Source organism: Arthrobacter sp. JUb119, from assembly GCF_024807995.1.
GTDB lineage: Bacteria > Actinomycetota > Actinomycetes > Actinomycetales > Micrococcaceae > Glutamicibacter.
Genome location: NZ_JANUFE010000001.1, coordinates 934437 through 957291, shown reverse-complemented (window position 1 = coordinate 957291; position 22855 = coordinate 934437). Strand labels below are relative to the sequence as shown.

The following is a 22855-nucleotide window of genomic DNA, read 5'->3' as shown; positions in this document are numbered from 1 at the left end:
GCAAAAGACTCGATCCGGAACTTTCGTTCTGGATCGAGTCTTTGTCCCTGGGGTGAGTAACGGGGTTTGAACCCGCGACCTTCTGGACCACAACCAGACGCTCTACCGACTGAGCTATACCCACCATGTTTGCTTCGTTACTAGTCAGAACGCTTTTGCGAACCAATTCCGTATCTGGCAACGAGAAATACTATACACACAATTCCGCGCTTGATGCCAATCGGAAGGCCCCTGGGGCACTGTGCAGTGCATCACCAATGCGCCGGGGCCTTCGTTTAGCGGTTAGCCGGCGCTTTCGGTGATCCCGGCGGCGATCTTCCTGGCCTCATCGGAGGTTGGTCCCGGCGCCGGCACCATGATGGCGTCGCGGTAGTAGCGAAGCTCGTTGATCGAATCCTGGATGTCGCCCAGTGCGCGATGGTTGCCGGTCTTGGCTGGAGCGCCGTAGTGCGCCTTCGGGAACCAGCGGCGGCTCAGCTCCTTCAAGGTCGACACGTCGATAATGCGGTAGTGCAGGTGCTCAATGACCTCGGGCATATCGCGTGCCAAGAAGTTCTTGTCGGTGCCCACCGAGTTGCCGCCCAGCAACGCCTTGTTCGGCTCCGGAACGTGCTTCTTGATGTAGTTGATCACCAGGCGCTGGGCTTCCTCCATGGAAATGCCGTTCTCCAGCTCGGGCAGCAGGCCGCTAACCACATGCATATTGCGAACGAAATCATCCATCTGCGCCAGAGCTGCCGGCTCGGGCTTGATGACTACCTGGATGCCCTCGTCGACGATCTCCAGATCGGAGTCGGTAATGAGCACTGCTACTTCGATCAATGCGTCGTTAACCAGATCCAAGCCGGTCATTTCGCAATCGATCCATACAATTTTTTCTGAGTTACTAGCCACGTAACCAATCTACACTTCAAGCAGCGCTGTGGGGGAGCGCACCCTCGTCGCACGGCGGAAGGACAGTGTTTCAACCGGCCTGGACGCGTGCTCGATGCTAAAATCGTCTGAGATTTCCGGCTGTTGAATTGCCTGCTTGCAAGGGCGCGGCACATGCGACGCTGGCTTAATTACTCTCGAACTCATGTCCGTTACAGCCCGAGGTGTCAGTGTGTCAGCCAGCAAGCCAGCAGCAGTGAGCTCCCCGCCCTACGCTGGAGTGAATAGGACCCTTCTCAGCGGCGTCATCGGTTCCTCCCTGATCCTTTTCGGATCCTTCGGTACCGGGTGGCTGGCCAGCGTATCCCCGCTGAACCGCGACCCGTTCTTCATCATGCTGCGCACCGAACCCGCCGGCGTGATCACCTGCGTGATCCTGCTGGCCCTGGGTTGCTGGGTCCTCTTCCGTTCCTGGTGGCGCCTGGGCCAGAAGCTCAAGGGCTGGGGCGAGGGTTCGCTGAAGGTGGTCCGCCGTGCGGTCTGGCTGTGGAGCATCCCGATGTTCGTCACGTTGCCGATCATGAGCCGGGACGTGTTCGCCTACATCGGCCAAGGCCGGCTGGTGGATGCCGGGCAGGATCCTTATGTTGACGGAATATCCTCGCTGAATAACTGGTTCCAGCTCGGTGCCGACACCATGTGGGCGCAGGACGGCACCCCCTACGGCCCGCTCTACCTGAGCATCGAATTCCTCGTGGTCAAGCTGACCGGCCCTTCGACCGACGCGGCGGTCCTGGCCTTCCGCGCCATTGCATTCATCGGCGTGCTGCTCTGCCTGCGCTACGTGCCCAAGCTTGCCGAACTGCACGGTGCCTCCGGGGCCAAAGCCGCCTGGATGACCGTGGCGAACCCGCTGTTCCTGGTGAACTTCGTGGCCAGTGCGCACAACGATGCCCTGATGACCGGCCTGTCGGTCTGGGCTGTCTACCTGGCATGCAAGCGCTACGGCTTCTGGGCCATCGTGGTGCTGGCGGCCTCGGTGGGGGTCAAACCGATTACCCTGGTACTGCTGCCGTTTATCGGCCTGCTCTGGGCAGGGCCTAATGCTGCCTGGCCGCGCCGCATCCTCTACTGGTTCTACACCGGCATGATCTTCCTGGCCCTGATGACCGTGGTTGGATGGCTCAATGGCTACTGGTTCGGTTGGCTGAAGGTCATGCTCTTCACCGGTACCGGATACTCCATCTTCTCCCCGGTAGGCATTGCGGTCATCGCGCTGAGCGGGCTGGTCTCCGCCATCGGGCTGTCCACCGAGTGGATCCTGCCCGCGGCCAAGCTCTTCGGCCGCCTGGTCGGCGTAGCCATCGCCTTTGTCTTGATCTTCCGCGGAAAGCACTCGCACCTGGTGCAGCGCATGGCCATCGCCTTCGCGGCGATTGTCGTGCTCTCCCCGGTGATCCAGCCGTGGTACCTCCTGTGGCTGCTGCCGTTCTTCGCCGCGACCGGCCTGCGCGATGACTGGCAGATGCTCTGGCTGCACCTGACCACCATCTTCTTCCTGGCCTACCAGGCCGCTGACCAGATCTTCGTCTGGCAGTTCCTGCAGGACTCCCTGGTGCCACGCGTCCAATTGATTTCCTGGGGCATCTCCATCGCCTGCGCCTTGTACCTTGTCTTCTTCGATCCGAAGACCAAGAACATCTGCGCTGATCTGCTCAGCTCGTCCAACTGGCTGAAGAAGAGCAAGAAAGCCTAGTGGCAGTGGAGGAGCCGAAGCTGGCACCGCAGCGCGCAAGCCTGCGGTCACTATCATGGCAAGGGCTCGCCGCCTCGGCCATGATCACCGTCGCCTCCTGGGGGATCGGCTGGTTCCCGCGCAACCAGCTGTCCCCGCTGGCACGCAGCGGCTTCTTCATAGAATTCCGAACCGAAGTGCCAGGTGTCATCAGCTGCATCGTGCTGATGGCCGTGGGAATTGTCTGGTTGACCCGAACCTGGATCCTGGCCCGGCCATGGGTCCAGGCTGCCGGCGAGATCACCGGGCGGGAACTGGCCCGCGTGCTGGCCATGTGGTCTGCTCCGCTGATGCTCAGCTTCCCGATCCTGAGCCGCGACGTCTACTCCTACCTGGCCCAGGGCCGCATGCTGCACGCCGGCAAATCCCCGTATGCCGAAGGCGTGTCCGCCCTTCCGGGCTGGTTCGATGGCGGATCCGACAGCCTGTGGGCGCAATCGCCCTCGCCCTATGGCCCGTTCTTCCTCGTGCTCGCCCGCATCATCTACTTCGCCTCCAACGGCATTCCCGAAATCGGCGTGGGCCTGCTGCGCGTCATTGCCGTGCTCGGTGTCTGGGGCTGCTATCACTTCACTGCGAAGCTGGCGCAGAAAATGGGGCAGAGCGCCAACTGGGCCAACTGGGCCATCGTGGGCAATCCGCTGTTCCTGCTGACCATGATCGGCGGCGTCCACAACGACGCGCTGATGATCGCAGGTGTCTTCAGCGCCTTCGCCTATGCCTACGACCGCCGTCCCATGGCCGCCACGATGGCGCTGGCCATAGCCGTGTCGGTCAAGCCGATCGTGCTGCTGGCGCTGCCTTTTATCGGCTTGGTCCTGCTGGGCAGGAGCCCGTCGATGCGCGAGAGGTGGAAAATCTGGGCCAAGGTCTCAGCACTCTCCCTGACCTGGCTGCTTTTGATCGGTGCGGTCACCAACCTCTGGTTCGGCTGGCTGCTTGCCATGTTCACCGCGGGAGATGCGGCGTTCCCGTACGCTCCCGTGGGACTGATCGGCTGGTCCCTGAGCAATCTCGCTGGCATATTCGGCGCCGATATCTCCTTGGTGAATGCCATCGTGGTGGGCGTCTTCCAGGTCATCGCGCTGGCCATTGTGGCGCGCCTGGCGCTGGCCAAGGACACCTCCAGCCCGGTGCGCCTAGCGGCGTGGGCGCTCTCGGCGGTGGTGCTGCTGGCTCCGATTATCCAGCCGTGGTACATCCTGTGGCTGATGGCGCTGTTCGCCATTTCGCACAAGGTGTCCTGGGGATCGGAAAAGCTGATGATCTATGCATCCAGCCTGATCCTGGTGGCGGTTTTCGTCGACCAGCTCTCCATCGAGCAGTGGCACTCGGCCTGGCTGATGAAGACCCTGGCTGGCGTGCTCGTAGCGGGCTTGTTCATCGGCCTCTTCACTGCCGATGCCAGAACCAGGCAAGTGCTGCGCGGGCCGAAAGCATAGCCAAGGTCACATTCTGCAGCCCAGCTTTCTCCCGGAAAATTCCGCTTAGATAGAAATATGCAAACAATGTTCTGGCCAGCGGCAATCGCCATTCTCGGCGGCGCCCTCTTCTTGGCGTCCGCCGGCGTTTTCCTGCTGGCCGTGCAATACCGCCGGCATGGACGGTTGTCCTGGCGCCGCACCATTACCACCGCAACCGCAGCCGTCTACGGATTCGGCCTGTTCAGCTACACCATGCTTCCGCTGCCGGCCACGCGCGACGAATTCTGCCGTCCCGGAGTGGCCATCCCGCAACTGGTGCCCGGCCGTTTCGTCGACGACTTCAGGCTGGCCATCGTGGAGCGCGGGCTGAGCGGCTTCGCCACCAGCTTCACCCTGTGGCAGGTGCTGTTCAACATCATCTTGTTCATGCCCCTGGGCATCTTGGCCGTGCGCTGGCTGCGCGGCAACATTTTCACCGGTGTCCTGCTCGGCTTCGCGGCCTCGCTGGCCATCGAGCTGACCCAGTACACCGCTATTTGGGGGTTGTACACCTGCGCCTACCGCGTGGCCGACGTCGATGACCTGATCACCAACACTGCCGGCGCGCTGCTGGGCGCGATGATCGCCTACCTGCCGATGTTCCGCTTCCTGTCCGGCCCGGTGGAAGCGGACGCGGCCAACGCGCCGGCCCTGCCGGTCACCCGCGCCCGCCGCGCACTGGCCAACATCTTCGATGCAGGCTTCACCTCGGCCGTGCTCTTCGTCATCGGCGCTGCCCTGGAACTGCTGGAGCGCTTGGGCGCTCCGGAGTTCGGCCAACAGTGGATGAACTTCTGGCTTCCGCTGCTCGTGGTCTTCTGCGTCTTCTGGCTGCCGAGCCTGGCGCCGGGACGGGCTACCCTCGGCCAGCGCTGCGCCTGGCTGATGCTCACCGACGGGCAGGGGCAACCGGCTCCGGCCGGCCGGGCCTTGCTGCGCAGCCTGCTCGGATTTGGCGGGATTAACTTCCTCTTCCAGATTTCCACCAGCATGGTCGACTTCACGCCCTACCCGCTGCTGAACATGCTCGTTGTGATCTATATCGCGATCAGCGCCTTCTACTTCATCTTCGAAGCAAAACACCGGGGACTGGCCGGAAAAATCAGCGGTACCGGTTTCATCGACCGTCGCGCCCTTTGAGCCAAGGCACCCCAGGACCGCAAGGCGCACGCTAAAATGGAACGCGGTGGCCTGCGCCTGGGGTGCGGTCCAGCAAACTCGCGTTTGAAGACATACCGATAATTCCCAAAAGTTAGGTCTGCTCAGCAGCATGGAAGATAACAAACCAGAGGTCCCGGCCGAACCGCACCGCGCCGTCCTAGGCACGGCCGTAGGCGCGACGGTCCTCATTGCCATCGGCGCATTCGTGCTCTCGTTCGCTGCATTGACCGACCTGGCCGAACGCTCGGGCATCAGCCCGCGGCTGGCCTGGATCTGGCCAATCATCATCGACGGCATGATCGTGGCCGCCACCGTGGCCATCGTGGCCCTGAACGGCTTCCATCGCAAGGCCATGATCTACCCGTGGTCGCTGCTGTTCTTCGGTGCGATCGTTTCCACCGCGGCGAACTCCACCCACGCAATCCTGACCGTGGACTCGATCGAAAACGGAGTGCCGCCGCTGGTTTCCGCGCTGGTTGCCGCGATGCCGCCAATCGTCTTGCTGGCCATCACCCACCTGACCGTGCACATGTACCAGAAGAAGTCCGAAGCCGCGAAGCTGCGCGCTGAGCTGGAATACAACGAAGAGCAGGAAAACGCCGAGAAGTACGGCGTCGCTTATGATGATGGCTACAACGCTGCGCTGACCGACACCAAGACCGCCGAGGAAGAACGCCTATCGGTCCTGGAACAGGATCACCAGGACGCGCTGGCCCGAGCCCGCGCCGAAGGCATCGCGGCAGGCCGATCGGACTCGAAGGTCACCCCGATCAAGCAGAACGCGCAGCCAGCCAAGGAAACCAAGCCTGCAGCGCAGAAGAAGACCGAGGACAAGGCGCCATTGTTCGACGACATGGCTAAGCGCCTTTCCCGCCCATAAGGGCCGTCGCCGCACCCGGCTGGCGCCAGGGCATGAGCATGAGGACAGCATTTTCAGGAACGCTTTAGCATCCAGGAGGCATCAATGATGGATCCGGCGCAGGGCCAGGCGAACGACGAGTTCTCCGAACAGATTGCGGCCGCCGTTGAGCAGTACAAGTCTGTGACCGGCGAACTCAATACCGTCATGTCGGCCATGAAGGCGAAGATCCGCCGGTTGTTCGCGAATTCCGAGGTGCAACCGCTGTTCATTACCGGCCGGGTGAAATCGCCGCAGTCCTTCGCGGCCAAGGCCTCGCGCCGGCTGCAGGAAAGTTCCGAGACCGCCCCGGTGCTGGAATTCCCCAACCCGCTGCGCGAAATCCACGACATGGTGGGCATCCGCATCATCGTGATGCTGCCCCATGAAATCCAGCAGGTGGCCAGCCTGATCAAGTCGCACCGCGACTCCTTCGACTGCCGCAGCGACCGGGAGAAGGACATCGGCTCGGTGGAGTCCGGCACCTACGGCTACTCCTCGCGCCACCTGCTGCTCAAGACCCGCAGCGAGCCGATCGTGCGCAAATTCCAGGAGGCCTTGGGCAAGCCGGTGGTAGCCAGCGGCAACTTCGTCTTCGAAGTGCAGATCCGCACCGTGCTGCAGCATGCCTGGTCCGAAATGGAGCACGACATCCGCTTCAAGCATCCCGGCGAGGCCGCCTGGAATCCGCAGATCGACCGCCACTTCACCGCCACCGCGGCGATGCTGGAAACCGTGGAGGACTACTTCACGGACATCGACGAGCTGTACCACCGCCTGAACGGCTACCACGACCAGCAGGGCGCCGGATCCGAGCCGTTGACCGGCGAGAAGATCGGCGAAATATGGCAGACGCTGTTGCCGCACGTGGACCGCAAGCGCGATGACGATTGGTCCTGGGCCGCCGAGCTGCTCGGCTCCCACGGCATCGACCAGACCTGGCAGCTGGCGCAGCTGCTGGATGCGAATGTGGTCACCGATGTGCGTGCGGCGCTGGACCACCGGTACTCGCCGGGCCCGGACCGCTTGCTGGACGACGTGCTGCTCTGGCGCTTCGGCAAGGACCACATCGACAAGACCAGCGGCGGGGACCTGCGCCGCGAAGCCTCCTTGCGCCGCCGCCTGATCCAGATGATGGATTACCGATCGCAACCCAGCGACAAGGAATAATTTCGATTCGAAGACCGGATTTCCACTGCGGTGGAAGTGCGGGCTTCGATTCTTTAGCCAGCTCAACCCCAAACTGTTAGTTTGTGCACGTTCCGCAGGCCACGGCGTGGTTGGCCGGTAGAATAGTCAAGTTGCCCAATTTGTGGGCCGCACAATTCTTGTACCCGCATGAAAGGGCCACACCATATGATTTCCGTAGCCAACCTTGAGCTACGCGTCGGCGCCCGCTTGCTGATGGACGAAGTGAACTTCCGCATCGACAAGGGCGACAAGATCGGACTGGTGGGACGCAACGGTGCCGGCAAGACGACGATGACCAAGGTCCTCGCCGGCGAGACCCAGCCAGCCTCGGGTGAGGTCACCTTCAAGGGCTCCATCGGCTACCTGCCGCAGGACCCCAAGACCCCTGACATGGAGCAGCTGGCGCGCAATCGCATCCTTGGCGCCCGCGGCCTGGACGTGGTGGTCACCAAGCTGGCCCAGAACCGCGAGGACATGGCCAGCGAGGACGCTGCCGTCTCCGCCAAGGCCATGCGCCAGTACGACCGGTTGGAAGCAGAATTCATCGCTGCCGGTGGCTACGCTGCCGAATCCGAAGCGGCCGCCATCTGCGCCAACCTGGATTTGCCGGACCGCATCCTGGACCAGCCGCTGCGCACCCTGTCCGGTGGACAGCGCCGCCGCGTCGAGCTGGCACGCATCCTCTACTCGGACGCCGAGACCCTGCTGCTCGATGAGCCGACCAACCACCTGGACGTCGACTCGATCATGTGGCTGCGCGACTTCATCAAGAACTACCCCGGCGGCGTGCTGATGATCAGCCACGATACCGGCCTGATGGAATCCACCGTGAACAAGGTGCTGAATCTCGACGCGAACCGCGGCGTGGTGGATGTCTACAACATGAACTGGAAGCGCTACAAGATCCAGCGCGAAACCGATGAGCGTGCCCGCAAGCGCGAGCGCGCCAACATCGAGAAGAAGGCTTCGGTCCTGCTGACCCAGGCGAACAAGATGAAGGCCCGCGCCTCCGGCGCCTCGGCGGCGCAGTCCATGCTCAAGCGCGTGGATCGCATGCTTTCCGGGCTGCAGGAAGAGCGTGCCTCCGACAAGGTCGCAGCCCTGCGCTTCCCGGATCCGGCTCCCTGCGGCAAGACCCCGCTCATGGCCGAAGGCCTGTCCAAGGCCTATGGCTCGCTGGAGATCTTCAACGATGTCTCGCTGGCCATCGACCGCGGCTCGAAGGTTGTCATCCTGGGCCTGAACGGTGCCGGCAAGACCACCTTGCTGCGCATGCTCGCCGGTGTCTCCGAACCCGATACCGGAAAGATCATTCCGGGCCACGGCCTGAAGATCGGCTACTTCGCCCAGGAGCATGACACCTTGGATCCGGAAGCCAGCGTGCTGGAGAACATGCGCCGCAACGCGCCTGACCACCTGAACGATGCCGACGTCCGCTCGATCCTCGGCTCGTTCCTGTTCGTCGGCGACGACGTGACCAAGCCGGCCGGCGTGCTCTCCGGCGGCGAGAAGACCCGTCTGGCCCTGGCCACCATCGTGGCTTCCAGCGCCAATGTGCTGCTGCTTGATGAGCCGACCAACAACCTCGACCCTGCCTCGCGCGCCGAGGTGCTGGGCGCGCTGTCCACCTTCCCGGGTGCCGTGGTCATGGTGTCCCACGATGAGGGCGCAGTGATGTCGTTGCAGCCTGAGCGCGTGGTCATCCTGCCTGATGGCGATGAGGACCTCTTCAACGAGGATTACCTGGAATTGGTTTCGCTGACTTAAATCCTGACAACGCGCAATAGCTCTCGTAGGCTTGGCAGATCACCATCTTCAAAGGGAGCTGCCAAGCCATGAGTGTTTTTGGACGCAAATTACCGCGGATCGCAGGCGCTGGGCTGCTGCTTGCCAGCGCGCTGGCCGGCTGCGCCGCACAGGTTTCCGATGAGATCAACGCCCAGTGGACGCTGCTGGACCCTGCCGGGGTGAATGCGTCGAGCACCAGCCTCGACCTCGGGGTCATGCGGCTTGCCTGTTCCTCCGGGGTGACCGGCGAGGTGACCTCCACCCAGGTGGAGCTGTCCAATGGCCAGATTGCCATCGGGATCGTGGTTGAACCGCTGGAAGGCGAAGCGCATGCCTGCCAGGGCAACGAGACCGCGCCCTACACGCTGGAACTGCAGGAGCCGGTGGGGGACCGCACCCTCATCGATGCCTCCTGCCTCGAAGGCGAGTGGCACAAGACTCCTGGGTGCAGCGACAGCGGGATCCGCTGGACGCCGCCGGCCAACGGCAGCTGAAAGAAAACTGCATTAAGCAGAGAACCGCGCGGCAACTGGAATATTCCAGCTGCCGCGCGGTTCCCTTGTTTCCCGCAGCTACTTCGGGAGGCCCCCTGGCGTGTGGTCGGCCTGGTCGAGCAGCGCATCCTCGATGGCTTCATCGGTCGGCGTGCCGTCACGGCGGAACTTCTTATCCGGCTTGGCGCGAATCTTGCGCACCTTGTGCAGCGGCTCGTCCAGGCCCAGCGCCTCGGCTTCGGCTTGCTCGGCGGCATCCTCGGCGTTCAGCTTCTTCTGCTGGCGAGCGGCATACCAGAAGCCGATGAAGGCCAGCACGCCAAAGATGTACCACTGGATCTCGTAGGAAAGATGCGGACCTTCATCCATATCCGGAGCGTCCAGCTGCAGTGGCGCAGTGGCCGGGGCCGGATCCTCTTCATACATCAGGCCGTAGGCGCCCTGGGCGATCTCGTAGTCCAGGAGCTTGGCGTAGTCTTCGAGCTGGATCGAAGCCAATTGGCCCTCCGGGGCGCCGCGGTCCAAGCGGATTTCCGATGGTTTCAAGCGCACATCCACAGTGACTTCTCCGGCAGGTGGCGCTGGAACAGCATCCGGGTGGCCGTCTTCCTGGTTGCCGATCGGCAGGTAGCCGCGGTTCACGACGACAGTTCCGCCCTCGTTGGTCCTGAACGGCACCAGCACCTCGTAGCCGGGGCTGCCGGCCTTGATGCGGTTGCGCACGATCATGGTATCCGCGGGCAGATATTGGCCTCTGAGCTGCGCGGTCATCCAGGTCTTGTCCTCGTCCAGGTCCTGGAAATTCTCCAGGGCCTGCGTGCCGGTGACCGGCTCTGCGAAGTAGTTGCGGTTGACCCGTTCGATGCCCTCGAGGACTTCGGCACGGCGGTCGGCTTGCCAATTGCCCAAGCCAATGCAGGCGGCGGCGAAGATCGCCACCAGAATGAGCCAGCCGACCCACCGGGTACTGGCCAGAAAACGATACATCTACTTGCTTTCTCCTTCATTGCCCGGCATCGGCAGCGTTTCCTTGTAGAGCAGGCGTTCCTTCAGATACGTTTCGAGCCAGTCGCGGTGCTCTTCGCAGGCCAGCCAGATTTTGCGCCGGTCCGGGGTGTGGATCTTCGGGTTATTCCACAGCAGCTGGTGGCTGGCGGCGTTGCGGCAGCCCTTTCGCGAGCACTGGATTTCGGCGGCGGCAGGGGAGCCGCCGAGCGAACCTAGCAGATCCACTAGTCCTCCTTGGGAGCAGTTGTTGGCTGTTGCACCGGTTCAGCTTCTTCGGCGAAGCTTCCGTCGATCACTTCTGGTTCCGGTGCCTGCTGCGCGGCCGGCGCGGTTTCGTCCGGTGCGGCGATAGCCTGGGCGCCGGGAGCCTTGTAGAACTCGGCGGGCGGTTCGCGTTTGGTCAGATCCGCACCGCCGTTGGCGATCACCACTGCGATATAGGGAAGGATAATTGCGCCCGCGAGCAAGACCCAGCGCAGCCAGCCATCGAAGAAGAAAGCGAGAACGAAGCAGATCAGGCGCACGGTCATGGAAATCGTGTATTTGCGCACACGTGAATCGCGCTCGGTGGTATGGGACTCGCGCGCTTCGGTAATGCGGTGAACTTCCGGTTGGCTGGAACCGTGATTCGTGGGCTGTGGGGACATGTAAAAGACTTCGCTTCGCAGTACGGGATCTGCTCCCATTGTCTCACCTGCGGCACGAAGAGTGTAATTTCTACGCGCTGTCGAAGCGGTAAAACTGGGTAGTAACTAATAGGATTGTTCACGGAGTAGCTACTTAACTAGGCAAAGTGCGCTTTTCGGCTGGCCCTTGGAGAGATTTACCATGCCAGGACAGCGAGCGCATGAACGGAGAAATACATTGACTACGGAACCAACCACTGGCCGCAGTGTCCTCGTGACCGGCGGCAACCGCGGCATCGGACTTGCTATTGCGCGCGCATTCGAAGCCAACGGCGACAAAGTGGCCATTACCTACCGCAGCGGCGAGGTTCCCGCCGGACTGCTCGGCGTCAAGGCCGATGTCACCGACGGCGAATCGATCGACGCGGCCTTCAAGGAAGTTGAAGCGGCCCACGGTCCGGTAGAAGTCCTCGTCGCCAATGCGGGGGTCACCAAGGACACCCTGCTGCTGCGCATGAGCGAAGACGACTTCACCTCGGTGATCGACACCAACCTCACCGGCGCCTTCCGCGTGATCAAGCGCGCGTCCAAGGGCATGATCCGGCTCAAGCGCGGCCGTGTCGTGCTGATTTCCTCGGTCGTCGGCCTTTACGGCTCGCCAGGGCAGATCAACTACGCGGCGTCCAAGGCCGGCCTGGTGGGCATCGCCCGCTCGCTGACCCGTGAACTGGGCTCACGCGGCATCACCGCCAACGTTGTGGCTCCGGGCTTCATCAACACCGAGATGACCGCTGTGCTGCCAGAGGACACCCAGAAGGAATACCTCTCCAGCATCCCGGCCAACCGGTTTGCTGAGCCTGAAGAGGTTGCCAACGTGGTCCGCTGGATCGCCAGCGACGAAGCAGGCTACATCTCCGGTGCCGTGATCCCGGTTGATGGCGGCCTGGGCATGGGCCACTAGAAGATTTAAGCAAGAAATCCAAAGGAGTACCACCATGAGTGAATTCAAAGGTGCCGTTGTAACCGGTTCCTCGCGCGGCATCGGTGCGGTGACCGCGCAGCTGCTGGCCGAGCAGGGCGTTGGCGTAGTGGTCAACTACCGCGCCAAGGCCCCGCGCGCCAACAAGATTGTTGCCGCTATTGAAGAAAAGGGCGGCAAGGCCGTTGCCGTGGGCGCCGACCTGACCACCGTTGAGGGTCCGCAGGCTCTGGTTGACGCGGCTGTTGAGAACTTCGGCTCGCTGGATGTCGTCGTGCTCAACGCTTCGGGCGGCATGGAAACCTCCATGGGCGAAAACTATGCGCTGCGCCTGAACCGCGACGCGCAGGTGGCCATGCTGGAAGCCGCGCTGCCCCAGCTGAGCGAGGGCGGCCGCGTGGTCTTCGTTACCAGCCACCAGGCGCACTTCATCAACGAAGTAACCACCATGGATGCCTACGACGCTGTGGCCAAGTCCAAGCGCGCCGGCGAAGATGCACTGCGCGAAATGATCCCGAAGCTGGCCGTGAAGAACATCACCTTCGTGGTGGTCTCCGGTGACATGATCGAAGGGACCATCACCGCAACCCTGCTCAACCGCATGGAGCCAGGTGCTATCGACGCCCGCCGCGAAGCTGCCGGCAAGCTGTACTCCGTCGAGGAGTTCGGCGCCGAGGTAGCCAAGATGGTCTTCGCCGACGTCGAGACCGGCCACACCGAGCTGGTTGGCGGCGCAGGCGACTTCCTGGAGCAGTCGGGCAAGTAAGCCCCCGCAGCAGCGCGCATCAGCTGGCGGCAGTTACCCCGTGCAGGGGTTCCGACCGCCAGCTTTTCCGTGCCTGGGGCAAAATGCGCAGGGTTAAGCGAAATCGCCGGGCACCTCCGAAAGGGAGGCGCCCGGCGATTTCGCTTGGATCAGTCCTTGGGCTTGTCGCCGCAGACGATCTTGTGCCATGGGCTGTAGGTCCAGCTCTTGGTTTCAGCTGGCAGCTTCTTGGATCCATCGAAGGCTTCCCGGTAGCGGGTGATATCGATGCTGAAGCCCTTCTTGCCACCAGATTCCGAGACGCACTTTTCGGCCGGGTTGTACTTGGTCTCGGGGTTGGTCTGGTTGTACTTGCCCGAGCTCTTCTGCGAGACATCCCAGTACTTGGTGGACCACAGGCGGGTATTGACCTTGTCGCCCGAAACCCAGGCCTGGATCATCACGCCGTAGGGGGTGTTGTTCTCCCAGATCATGTCGATCTGGCCTTCCCACAAGGTGGCTTCGCGTCCCGCGGGGTAGCGCTCGAACCAGCGCGAATGCGGCTTGTGGGTGATGTCGTCGTATCCGGCCAGGAAGCCGACGTTGTACATCTGGGTGGAGATCTGCGAGAGTCCGCCGCCTACGGCTTCGGTGCTGAAGCCGCTTTCCACGACCCCGGAGCTGTAATAGCCGTTGGCCACGGTGATCGGGCCCAAGGCCTGCAGCAGCGAGAAGCGTTCGCCGGGCTTGATGATATCGCCATTGACGCGCGCCGAACCGGCATGCAGGTTCTTGGTGCGTACGGTATCGGAAGCCGGGTAGGGAGTGGAGAAGGTGACGATCGGTTCCTTGATGCCGAGCTTCTTCGCATCTGCGGTGGTGAAGTCGGCTTCCTTCTCGGTCATCTCAACTTCGGCAGTGCGGTTCTTGGCAGCGGTGGCGGCCAGGACCTTGGCGCCCAGGCCCTTGGTCTCCAGCGAGATGCCCTTGGAGGACTTGATGATGGACGGCTTGCCGTCCTTCAAGACGATCTGCGCATCCTTGGCAGTGCTGGAAAGATCGGAATTCTTCGTCGCAGCCTTGTAGAGCTTCTCGTCATCCAATGCGATCGCTGGGGCGCCATCCTTGGGCGCGTACTTTGCCGCCGCGGCAATAGACGCGGCCGAGATGGACGCTTTCTTGTCATCCGATGCCAGGATGACCTCGTCCTTCAGCAGCGCCTTGACGTCCTTGTCGTAGAACGCCTGCAGGGCGTCGGCAGAGATTGCCGGCTTGCTGACCTCGGCAGGCAGGTCGATCGCCGCGCCGGCAATTTCCCATTCCTCGCTGATCAGTGTGGCGGCTTCTTCGGTCTTCAGCGCTACGCCGTCAACGGGCTTGGTCAGCTTCGAGGTGCCATCCTTGAAATCGATGGTTCCTTCGGCGACCTCGGCATTGGCCTTCTTGGCCAGCGCTTCAAGCTGCGCGCCCAGTTTTTCCTGATCTACGTCGACCGCTGGGGTGACGTGGAATTCGCCGGTGAGCCGCTCGTAGAGCTTGGCCGGGTTGATTTCGTAGGAAGTCAGTTCGTTGATGGTTTCATCAACGTTCAGTTCCAGGCCGGCCTTGGCCGGATCCAGGGTGTACTTTTCACCGTTGACGGTGACATCCATTGGCTTTTCAGCCAGGGGGAGTACCTCGCGTTCCAATTCGGCGCGAGCCTGGTCCTTGTTCATGGATCCGATGTTCACGCCCGCAATTGACGCGTTGGCTGGAACCTGGGAACTGACATAGGCGGCTCCGCCGAAATATGCTGCGGCTACGGCTGCAACACAAGAACCGGTAATGATCCAAGGCTTGGCCTTGCTCTTCGGCTTCTTCTTGTCTTGTGCGGAGTGCGTAGGCGTAGTTGAGGAACTGTCCGGGGAGGGGGTCTGCACTGGTCTGGTAGCTCTTTCGAAAGCGATAGGGGCTACGCGCGCGGCTAGGACTTATGCCGCCAGCCGTTAAACGCGTCAATAGAAATACTAACCGCTGGAACAACCGATCAAGTTACCGAAAGCCGCTATCGGCAGAATTGTTATGCAGTTGTTGGATTCCGCTAAGCCAAATCATTGAGTACTAGGTCGGCGATGACGTCCAGGCGCGAGAAGTCCAGGCGCACGTCCGCCTCATCGCGCAGGGCAGGCTTCGCATTGAAAGCGACGCCCAAACCCGCGGCAGCAACCATGGCCAGGTCATTGGCGCCATCACCGGCGGCGACGGTTGCCGTCATCGGGATCTGATGTTCCTCGGCCCAGGCGCGCAGCATCGTTTCCTTCATGCCGCGATCGACGATCTGGCCGTGAACGGTTCCGTCAAGAATTCCCTCGGAAATGCCCAAGGTGTTAGCCAGCGCATGGTCCAGGCCCAGATGGGCAGCCAACGGATCCAGGATCTGCTGGAACCCGCCGGAAACTACGCCGACCTTGTGCCCAGCAGCGTGGAACCGCTTGACCAGGGCTTCGGCGCCGTCCGAGAGGACAATGCGCTGGCCTACCTCGGCAAGGACAGTATCTGGCAGATCCTTCAAGGTAGCTACGCGCTGGATCAAGGACTGGGCGAAATCCAGTTCACCGCGCATCGCGGCTTCGGTCACCGCAGCCACTTCTTCTTCCCGTCCAGCGTGAGCGGCGAGCAGTTCGATGACTTCCTGCTTGATCAAGGTGGAATCGACATCCATCAGCAAGAGCAGCTGCGGAGCATCGACGAGTTCGGCCGGTACCACCGCTACGCACATGTCCGCGTATTCCAGTGCGCCGTCGGCGACCTGCGCATCGACGAATGCCGCAGCAGCCTGCTGCAGCTTCGCCTGATCGGCCTGTTCAAGGCGGAACTTGGCGACCAGCCGCTCTTCGCTGGCTTTGATCTGGCTCTCGTCCGCGGCGGGAATGAGCCCGGCGGCGGCCGCTTGCTGCAATACAGCGTTGAAGTCGGTGCGGGAGAAAGCGGGGCGGGATGCGAAAACCAATGATGAAGCCATGCAACCATTTTTCATTGCTTCGGTGTTTACGACCAAACATGACGTGTTGGCGCAAAGTCGCTGACCAGGCCTGGGGGAGCGAACTAGTATTGCCGTTGGACGCAATACAGGTCAATCCGGCGATCTCAGGCCCCGTTCGGCATTTCCAATTAGTGAAACAGGGGCGAAAAGTCTAATCTTGAATACCATGAGCGAAGTGCTAACTTTCAAAGATGTCAGCGTTGTACGCGGGCGAAAAGACCTGCTCAAGGACGTGTCCTGGGAAGTCAAAGAAGGACAGCGGTGGATTGTGATCGGCCCCAATGGCGCCGGCAAGTCGACCTTGATGAACATTGCGGCCACCCGGCTGCACCCAACCCGCGGTACCGCGGATATCCTTGGCGAACGTTTGGGCAAGGTGTCGGTCTTCGATCTGCGTCCGTTGATCGGCCTGAGCTCAGCCCTGGTTGCCAACTCCATTCCAGCCAACGAAACCGCGCTGAACGTAGTACTCACCGCGGCTTACGGCATGACCGGTCGCTGGCGCGAGAAGTACGAGAAGCTCGATGAGCGCCGTGCTTTCCATCTGCTGCACAACTGGGGCATGTCCACCTTCATGAACCAGCCTTTCGGCAAGCTTTCCGAAGGCGAGCGCAAGCGCGTGCTGATCGCCCGTGCCTTGATGACCGATCCCGAACTGCTGATCCTCGATGAGCCTGCAGCAGGCTTGGACCTTGCCGGGCGCGAAGACCTGGTTGGCAAGCTGGCGGAACTGGCAGCCGACGAGGATGCCCCGGCGCTGGTTCTGGTAACCCACCACCTTGAAGAGGTGCCAGCGGGATTCACCCACATCCTGATGATGCGCGACGGCGAAGTTGTCGCTGCCGGCGAGATCGAATCCACGCTGAACGAAGCGAACCTGGAAGCAACCTACGGCATGCCGCTGAGCCTGCGCCGTGAAGGTGGACGCTACTCTGCTTTCGCACGCAGCTAACAGCAATAACTAAAGGGGAAAATTCCACGTGATCGAATTTTGGCGCGAAGCCCTGGTCTTCATTGGTGGACTGTGGGCCGGAACTATCAACACCGTCGTCGGTTCGGGCACGTTGGTCACTTTCCCCATTCTCGTGGCGTTGGGCATGGCTCCGGTGAATGCCGTCGTCTCCAACGCCATGGGTCTGGTTGCTGGTGGCTTCTCCGGTGCCTGGGGGTACCGTCGAGAAGCTGCCAGCGTCAAGAAGACGCTGCTCAAACTCGTGCCGGTTTCACTGATCGGCGGGTTGATCGGTTCCTTGCTCCTCCTGAACCTGCCGGAGTCCGTCTTCGGCATCGTTGCGCCGGTGCTGCTGGTTTGCGCGCTGGTGCTGGTGATCTTCCAGCCCCGTCTTGCCAAGTGGGCGAAGACCCGGCAGGCCGCTTCCGGCGGCACCGACCCGGATGATGCCGATCGCGCCCAGATTCCAATGGTCCTCTACATCCTGGTGTTCATCATCGGTGTCTACGGCGGCTACTTCACCGCCGCGCAGGGAGTCCTGCTGATGGCGGTATTCGGCGTGTTCTTGCAAGCATCCCTGCAGCAGTCCAATGCAATCAAGGTCATCCTCTCCCTGATCGTGAATCTCGTGGCGGCCGCGATGTACCTGATCATTGCGCCGGAACGCATCAATTGGCTCGTCGTCCTGCTTATCGCTGTCGGCTCGCTGATCGGCGGATTTGCCGGCGCCAAGATTGGCCGCAAGCTCTCGCCTGGGCTGCTGCGCCTGGTCATCGTCATCCTGGGCCTGGTCGCCCTGGGCAACATGCTCTACAAGTTGGTGTAGCTTCGTGGCTGAAATTCTCAACCCTGAACGGATCCTGCCGGTCGCGGATCTGGCCGATTCCCGCCTCGACGAGTACCTCCGGCTCTCCGAAGCGAACCTGCGTATGCGCACTGACGTGGAAAACGGGCTCTACATTGCCGAGAGCACCAAAGTGGTGCAGCGTGCGATCAACGCGGGCCACGTGCCGCGCAGCTTCTTGCTCGCCGAAAAGCATCTGGACCAGCTAACCGAGGAGTTCAACCGTTTCCCAGACGCGCCGATTTTCATTGGGGATGATCGGCAGCTCCAGGATCTGGTCGGCTTCCACTTGCACCGCGGCGCCATGGCAGCGATGAATCGTCCCGAACCGCTGGATCTGGACGAAGTGCTTGAAGCCAGTTCGCGCGTCGCCATCTTGGAAGACATCGCCGACCATACTAACCTCGGCGCAATTATCCGTTCGGCTTCAGGGCTCGGCGTTGACGCCGTGCTGCTCACCCCCAAATGCGTGGACCCCTGGTACCGTCGCAGCGCCCGCGTCTCAATGGGGACGGTCTTCGACCTTCCTTGGGTACGCATGCTGTCGTGGCCAGAGGACATCCAGACCTTGAAGAGGCATGGCTACGAGATGCTCGCCATGGAACTGACCGAGGACGCGATCCCGCTAAACGAAGTAGAGATCAAGTCTGGCCAGAAGGTCGCCATGATCTTGGGCAACGAAGGCAGGGGAGTTACCGATGAAGCTCTGGCCGCCGTTGACCGGACCGTGATCATCTCTATGTACCGCGAAGTGGATTCCCTGAATGTTGGTGCCGCTAGCGCAATTGCATTCTGGCATTTGTGCTCCGCGCCACGCTAAGAAGGTTTCTGCCGCCGCCGCTTTTGCGATAGGATGGACTGTCTGTGCATTGAGGTCTCTTCATGGAGCCCTGAATGCGGGACACAATTTCCGAGTAAGTAGCTACTGGCAAAATCCAGTGGCCATAAACAAAAAAGGTGTATAGCTATGAAGGCTGATATCCATCCACAGTACGGCCCAGTTGTCTTCAACGACCTGGCATCCGGCGAGAAGATCCTGACCCGTTCGACCGCTAAGTCGGACAAGACCATCGAATGGGAAGATGGCAACACCTACCCAGTAATCGACGTCGAAATCTCGGCAGCTTCGCACCCGTTCTACACCGGCAAGCAGCGCATCATGGACACCGCTGGTCGTGTCGAGCGCTTCAACGCCCGCTTCAAGGGCTTCGGCGGCAAGAAGTAATACTTCGCCCCTAGCAAGCTTTCGCGGCGTGTTTCCAGTATTTGGAAACACGCCGCTGCTGCTTTAACAGCACACCTGTCCATCAGTGACTGAAAAATGTTTTCACGGAACCGTCTAAGAGGATTCGTTTTTCGCGCCACGATACGCATCGCGGCATCTTGGCAGTTTCCTGGATGCGCCAGTGACTGAAAAATATTGTCAGCAGCGTCCGCCCCAGCGTCTTCCGGCTCAATAGCCGTCGGGGCGGCAGGAGATGACTGAAAAATGCTCTCACTTAACTGACTAGGAGGATTCCTTTTTCGCGCCGTGATGCGCTAGTGGCATTTTGGTAGTCGTCTCGATGCGCCAGTGACTGAAAAATATTGTCAGCAGCGTTCGCCCCAGAGTCGTTCGGCGCAATAGCCGTCGGGGCAGCCGGGGATGACTGAAAAATATTTTCACGGAACTGTCGTAGAGGTCCCGTTTTTGGCACAGCGGTGCGCATCGGGCATTTTGGCAGTTGCCTGGAGGCGCCAGTGACTGAAAAATATTGTCAGGAGCGTTTGCCCAGAGCTTTTCGGTGCTATAGCCGTCGGGGTTTCCAGTGGCGGCTGAATAAGGATTCGCTGACTCGTCGAAGCAGACGTCTTGGCCGCACTGCTCCGAGCAACTGGCTCCATCGCCGTTGCGTGAATGGTGTTATTGGTGGTGTGGAGGTGCTGGTGACTGAAAAATTCTGTCACCCAAAAACCGGTCAATCGGGATAGCGTCCTCAGCCTGTTTCCTTCTGGCCGTCATCTGGCGGCGATTCAGGACCGGGATCCTCGTCTGGAATGTCGACGCGAGGCTTGAGCCCAAGTACCCTGCGTACTTCTGCCGTGAGTCGAATATGCGGCAAAGGAATGACCTTAGGGCGCTCTGGGCAATGATCATTTACATGATCGAATTGGTCCACACGCTTGACGCTTTCCGGAATAATGAGTGCGCTCAGCCCGTGTGGAGTCACCCACATCTTGGATCCGTCAGGACGCGGAACGACTTTCCAACCCAATGCATGCTTGAACATTTGATGCTGCTTGCACAGCAGATGCGTATTGTCCCTGGTCGTATGCCCTCCGTGAGCCCAGCCATTTATATGGTCAATCTCGGAGCGGTCAGCTGGACGGCGACAGCCGGGGAAGCAGCAATGCTCATCGCGGTGCCGTAACAGATCCTTGAGGCTCTGCGAGGGCCGGTAGCGCCTTCGCTCGACATCTATCGCGGCGCCAGTCCATGGGTCGGTCAGCACGCGCTGGAACGAAGGCGCATCCTTTGCCAACACCAATGCGACCCCCAGTGGGATGGGGCCGTAGCCTTCCAGGTCAGCCACGGTCCTTGTAGGATCCGCCAGCATTTCCACCGCGGGAATCGTGATGGATACCCGTGGCTTGAGGGGCGTGCCTTCCCGGTCCGGCCAGCCGTTGAGGATGATGTCTGCAAAGGCGTCCGCTTCTATTTGCTCCCGGGTGCGGGGATCCTGCGGATCGTTATGCTGATCAGCTAGCCACTTCACGGAGTTCTTGATGGAATGAATCACTGCGGCACTGTTGTAGTACTTGAGGGTGGACATGCCATTTTCGTTATCCCATAGCGTGAGCTTGCGATTCTTTTCAGACTTCTTGTGCCTTTGTTCGGCGGCCTCCGGGCACATCCTGTCATGGAACCGGCGTGCGCGTTGGTATATCGCGTCATCAGACGCAGTCTTCGCCATGGGCAACAGCACGCGTTGCATCTGCATGATTTGTTCGGGGAGCAAGTCCTGCGAATACTTCACGATGTCATGCGCTGCCTTGGGCGTGATCTCTCCTGCAGCCAAAGCCGTGAGGGTTTCCTTGCAGGCGTAGCGAAGACCCTTGGCATAGAACATCCGCTTGCCTACCATGCGAGGGGTCTCACGCAGCGCGACAGCCGCTTCTGCGATGAAGTTGGAGTTGATGACCTGGTCACTGCCGCGGTCAACGCCATAGTATTGCGCACTTTTCCGAGCCTCGCGTTCCTCCTCCTCGGTAGTGGTCCCCGCGGTGGCGATCATATCGGCAAATGATTCACTGACTTGTTCTACTGAATCGGCCAGCAGCACAGATGTCATTGCATCGAGGGTGCTCTGAATGCGTTGGATCTTCTTCAGCCGTTCGAGGGCGTCGTCGGGGCCATTGAGCGGGCCCGCGTCGTAGAGCTCATCTGCCAATTGCTTCAGCGGACCATGGAACAGGTGATGTTCGAGATGGTCGCTGAATAACGAATCCTTGTGGGATTCTGTGCGAGTGCCAGCTGGGGGCAACGGTAGACGATGTTCATCATCGTCGTCATGGATGAAATCGGGTATAGCCATAGTTAATTATCCTGCCGGCAACAGACAGTTTGGCCCGGAAATCCGCGGAATGTGGAAGTATTCTCGAATATTTATTCGATTGTTATCCGGCGTCGAATGTTGCCACTGCGAACCACCGAATCCGGGGGCGCGTGGATTCGACTAGTGGGCAGCCGGGGATAGAATGAAACCATGAAGCATCATGGTGAATACAAGGTAGTCGGTGGCAAATTAGTCGTTGTAGATCTGGATACTTCCGATGGCGTGATCACCGAAGTGTCATTGAATGGCGACTTCTTCCTGGAACCAGATGATGCACTCGATGACTTGAATGATGCGCTACGCGGTTTGCCAGCGGACGCCAGCCACAGCACCATACGCAATGCGGTAACCGACAATCTGCGTGAAGGCGCAGTGATGTTCGGTTTTGACGAAGACGCCATCGCGCGCGTCGTCCGCCGCGCGCTGGGACACGCCACCAAGTGGGAAGACCACGAGTGGGAAGTCCTGAGCCCGGAGATCATTCCAATCACCGAGCAAGTGGCGCTGGATGAGGTGCTGACCCGGCAAATCGCCAAGGGGACCCGCAAGCCGACCATCCGTTTCTGGGACTGGAGCGAAGGTGCCGTCGTGATCGGATCCTTCCAGTCGCTGAAGAACGAAGTGGACATGGAGCAAGCCGAAAAGCACGGCATCCAGGTGGTTCGCCGCATTTCCGGAGGCGGCGCGATGTTCATGGAAGCTGGCAACTGCATTACCTACTCGCTCTACGCTCCTGAATCCCTGGTGGACGGCATGAGCTTTGCCGATTCCTACCCGTACCTGGACGCCTGGGTCATGGAAGCGCTGGAAAGCATCGGCCTGGAAGCGTACTACAAGCCGCTGAACGACATCGCGACCCCTGCCGGCAAGATCGGCGGCGCAGCGCAAAAGCGCCTGGCCAACGGTGCGATGCTGCACCACGTCACGATGAGCTACGACATCGACGCGGAGAAGATGACCCAGGTGCTGCGCATTGGCCGGGAGAAGATCTCCGACAAGGGCATCACCTCAGCGGTCAAGCGTGTGGATCCGCTGAAGTCGCAGACAAAGCTGGATCGCATGGAGATCATCAACGTCATGATGGACACCTTCGCCAAGCGCACCGGGGCCAAGCCGGCGCAGCTGGATGCCGAATCCCGTCTGGCGGCGAAGGAATTGGCCGAGGCCAAATTCGCTACCGCGCAGTGGACCGCGCGGGTTCCGTAGCGAGCCAAGATCCAAGGGCCTGTTCTCGATCAAGTTCGAGGCCAGGCCCTTGTTTTGCTTGAGGCCATGGTTGCTGTGGCCCTGCCATCTCCGCTGGGCCGGCCGGGTTCGGCCGCAGGGCAGACCCGCACTGGAACCAGTTGCGCCACCGGCAACGGCCTGCGGCTCTTGGCCGGCCCGCTGCGTGGATGAGCAGCGGGCCGGCTTCGGAGGG

At 61.0% G+C, this 22855-nt stretch carries 22 protein-coding genes and 1 tRNA gene; 15 read left to right on the top strand and 8 right to left on the bottom strand.

Annotated features, from left to right (window positions below):
• Positions 1-48: 48 nt before the first annotated feature.
• Positions 49-124 (bottom strand) — tRNA-His (locus M2368_RS04565).
• A 158-nt stretch (positions 125-282) separates the two neighbouring features.
• Positions 283-894: an oligoribonuclease gene (orn, locus tag M2368_RS04560; protein ID WP_498724060.1), complete on the bottom strand. Its 612-nt coding sequence runs from the start codon at positions 892-894 to the stop codon at positions 283-285.
• Between the two features lie 184 nt (positions 895-1078).
• Here orn and mptB (M2368_RS04555) point away from each other — a divergent pair, with 184 nt between their 5' ends.
• The 7 genes from mptB (M2368_RS04555) (at position 1079) to M2368_RS04525 (ending at position 9663) form a co-directional block, all read left to right on the top strand.
• Entirely contained in the window at positions 1079-2629 is a 1551-nt protein-coding gene (mptB, locus tag M2368_RS04555; protein ID WP_498724059.1) for a polyprenol phosphomannose-dependent alpha 1,6 mannosyltransferase MptB, read from the top strand.
• A 5-nt stretch (positions 2630-2634) separates the two neighbouring features.
• The gene (gene mptB / locus M2368_RS04550) at positions 2635-4110 is read left to right on the top strand and encodes a polyprenol phosphomannose-dependent alpha 1,6 mannosyltransferase MptB (RefSeq protein ID WP_498724058.1); all 1476 of its coding nucleotides are present in this window, start codon (positions 2635-2637) and stop codon (positions 4108-4110) included.
• A 57-nt stretch (positions 4111-4167) separates the two neighbouring features.
• On the top strand, positions 4168-5271 hold the full coding sequence (locus tag M2368_RS04545; protein ID WP_498724057.1) for a VanZ family protein: 1104 nt from the start codon (positions 4168-4170) through the stop codon (positions 5269-5271).
• Positions 5272-5401: 130 nt separating this feature from the next.
• On the top strand, positions 5402-6172 hold the full coding sequence (locus M2368_RS04540) for a DUF2637 domain-containing protein (RefSeq protein WP_105657789.1): 771 nt from the start codon (positions 5402-5404) through the stop codon (positions 6170-6172).
• An 84-nt stretch (positions 6173-6256) separates the two neighbouring features.
• Entirely contained in the window at positions 6257-7360 is a 1104-nt protein-coding gene (locus tag M2368_RS04535) for a GTP pyrophosphokinase (RefSeq protein WP_105657790.1), read from the top strand.
• Between the two features lie 186 nt (positions 7361-7546).
• Positions 7547-9148: an ABC-F family ATP-binding cassette domain-containing protein gene (locus M2368_RS04530; RefSeq protein ID WP_105657791.1), complete on the top strand. Its 1602-nt coding sequence runs from the start codon at positions 7547-7549 to the stop codon at positions 9146-9148.
• Between the two features lie 68 nt (positions 9149-9216).
• Positions 9217-9663: a hypothetical protein gene (locus tag M2368_RS04525; RefSeq protein ID WP_332488923.1), complete on the top strand. Its 447-nt coding sequence runs from the start codon at positions 9217-9219 to the stop codon at positions 9661-9663.
• 78 nt (positions 9664-9741) lie between these two features.
• On the opposite strand, the gene M2368_RS04520 is transcribed toward M2368_RS04525, so the two are convergent.
• Genes M2368_RS04520 through M2368_RS04510 form a run of 3 tightly spaced genes read right to left on the bottom strand, consistent with a single transcriptional unit; the run spans position 9742 to position 11318 of the window.
• On the bottom strand, positions 9742-10650 hold the full coding sequence (locus M2368_RS04520) for an SURF1 family cytochrome oxidase biogenesis protein (RefSeq protein ID WP_332498810.1): 909 nt from the start codon (positions 10648-10650) through the stop codon (positions 9742-9744).
• Positions 10651-10896: an acetone carboxylase gene (locus M2368_RS04515; protein WP_105657794.1), complete on the bottom strand. Its 246-nt coding sequence runs from the start codon at positions 10894-10896 to the stop codon at positions 10651-10653.
• Positions 10896-11318, bottom strand: a complete 423-nt coding sequence (locus M2368_RS04510) for a DUF3099 domain-containing protein (protein ID WP_133833403.1) — start codon at positions 11316-11318, stop codon at positions 10896-10898. The genes M2368_RS04515 and M2368_RS04510 overlap by 1 nt, the downstream gene beginning before the upstream one ends.
• Before the next feature lie 217 nt (positions 11319-11535).
• On the opposite strand from M2368_RS04510, the gene M2368_RS04505 reads away from it, so the two are divergent.
• Positions 11536-12258 carry a beta-ketoacyl-ACP reductase gene (locus M2368_RS04505; RefSeq protein WP_105657795.1) on the top strand — a complete coding sequence of 241 codons (723 nt, stop codon included), beginning with the start codon at positions 11536-11538 and terminating at the stop codon, positions 12256-12258.
• A gap of 34 nt (positions 12259-12292) precedes the next feature.
• On the top strand, positions 12293-13042 hold the full coding sequence (locus M2368_RS04500; protein WP_498724056.1) for an SDR family oxidoreductase: 750 nt from the start codon (positions 12293-12295) through the stop codon (positions 13040-13042).
• 149 nt (positions 13043-13191) lie between these two features.
• Here M2368_RS04500 and M2368_RS04495 read toward each other — a convergent pair whose 3' ends face one another.
• Positions 13192-14940, bottom strand: coding sequence for a VanW family protein (locus M2368_RS04495; RefSeq protein ID WP_105657797.1), 1749 nt, complete (start codon positions 14938-14940; stop codon positions 13192-13194).
• 161 nt (positions 14941-15101) lie between these two features.
• Positions 15102-16022, bottom strand: coding sequence for a phosphoserine phosphatase SerB (gene serB / locus M2368_RS04490; protein WP_332488915.1), 921 nt, complete (start codon positions 16020-16022; stop codon positions 15102-15104).
• A gap of 187 nt (positions 16023-16209) precedes the next feature.
• On the opposite strand from serB, the gene M2368_RS04485 reads away from it, so the two are divergent.
• The 4 genes from M2368_RS04485 to M2368_RS04470 all read left to right on the top strand — a co-directional run bounded on the left by M2368_RS04485 (position 16210) and on the right by M2368_RS04470 (position 19064).
• Positions 16210-16995, top strand: coding sequence for an ABC transporter ATP-binding protein (locus M2368_RS04485; RefSeq protein ID WP_105657799.1), 786 nt, complete (start codon positions 16210-16212; stop codon positions 16993-16995).
• Positions 16996-17023: 28 nt separating this feature from the next.
• Positions 17024-17821, top strand: a complete 798-nt coding sequence (locus M2368_RS04480; RefSeq protein ID WP_105657800.1) for a sulfite exporter TauE/SafE family protein — start codon at positions 17024-17026, stop codon at positions 17819-17821.
• Positions 17822-17825: 4 nt separating this feature from the next.
• Entirely contained in the window at positions 17826-18659 is an 834-nt protein-coding gene (locus tag M2368_RS04475) for a TrmH family RNA methyltransferase (RefSeq protein ID WP_498724055.1), read from the top strand.
• Positions 18660-18806: 147 nt separating this feature from the next.
• Positions 18807-19064 carry a type B 50S ribosomal protein L31 gene (locus M2368_RS04470; RefSeq protein WP_013348950.1) on the top strand — a complete coding sequence of 86 codons (258 nt, stop codon included), beginning with the start codon at positions 18807-18809 and terminating at the stop codon, positions 19062-19064.
• A 751-nt stretch (positions 19065-19815) separates the two neighbouring features.
• Here the strand turns inward: M2368_RS04470 and M2368_RS04465 are convergent.
• Positions 19816-21414, bottom strand: a complete 1599-nt coding sequence (locus tag M2368_RS04465) for an HNH endonuclease (protein ID WP_498724054.1) — start codon at positions 21412-21414, stop codon at positions 19816-19818.
• Between the two features lie 171 nt (positions 21415-21585).
• Between M2368_RS04465 and lplAB the strand changes: the two genes are divergently transcribed.
• Positions 21586-22641 carry a lipoate-protein ligase LplAB gene (gene lplAB, locus M2368_RS04460; protein WP_105661245.1) on the top strand — a complete coding sequence of 352 codons (1056 nt, stop codon included), beginning with the start codon at positions 21586-21588 and terminating at the stop codon, positions 22639-22641.
• Positions 22642-22707: 66 nt separating this feature from the next.
• Complete coding sequence (locus M2368_RS04455; protein WP_286172100.1) at positions 22708-22833, top strand: hypothetical protein; 126 nt, start codon at positions 22708-22710, stop codon at positions 22831-22833.
• Positions 22834-22855: the final 22 nt, after the last annotated feature.